Raw genomic sequence first — 377 nt, forward strand, 5'->3', positions numbered from 1 at the left:
TTCCTGCATATTGATGGTCTGTAGAGTGACTGGCGTCGGGATGGTGGCTATAGATGAACATCTATACATTTGATTTTGACGAGATAGAAGACCAGGGGGATTTCTACCGTGAGTTTACGCGCGCGTTCGGTCTCGCCCGGGAAAAAGTGGTTGATTTAGATTCTCTGTGGGAGGTGGTTATCGGGGACGTTTTACCGCTGCCGCTGGAGATTGAATTTGTTCATTTGCCGGACAAGCTACGCAGGCGATACGGCGCGCTGATTTTACTGTTCGATGAAGCGGAAGAAGAGCTGGAAGGACAGCTGCGCTTTAACGTTCGTCACTCAATGTAAGGCATAAAAAAGCCCCCGGCAGGCGGGGGCAAGTCGTCGGACTAG

General features: G+C 51.2%; 1 protein-coding gene. It reads left to right on the forward strand.

Annotated elements, in window-relative coordinates:
* The first annotated feature begins 53 nt into the window (after positions 1 to 53).
* Positions 54 to 332, forward strand: a complete 279-nt coding sequence (locus FDW87_RS02730; RefSeq protein WP_016154709.1) for a barnase inhibitor — start codon at positions 54 to 56, stop codon at positions 330 to 332.
* Positions 333 to 377: the final 45 nt, after the last annotated feature.

Origin of the sequence: Citrobacter sp. wls826, from assembly GCF_005281245.1 — a bacterium.
Taxonomy (GTDB): domain Bacteria; phylum Pseudomonadota; class Gammaproteobacteria; order Enterobacterales; family Enterobacteriaceae; genus Citrobacter; species Citrobacter braakii.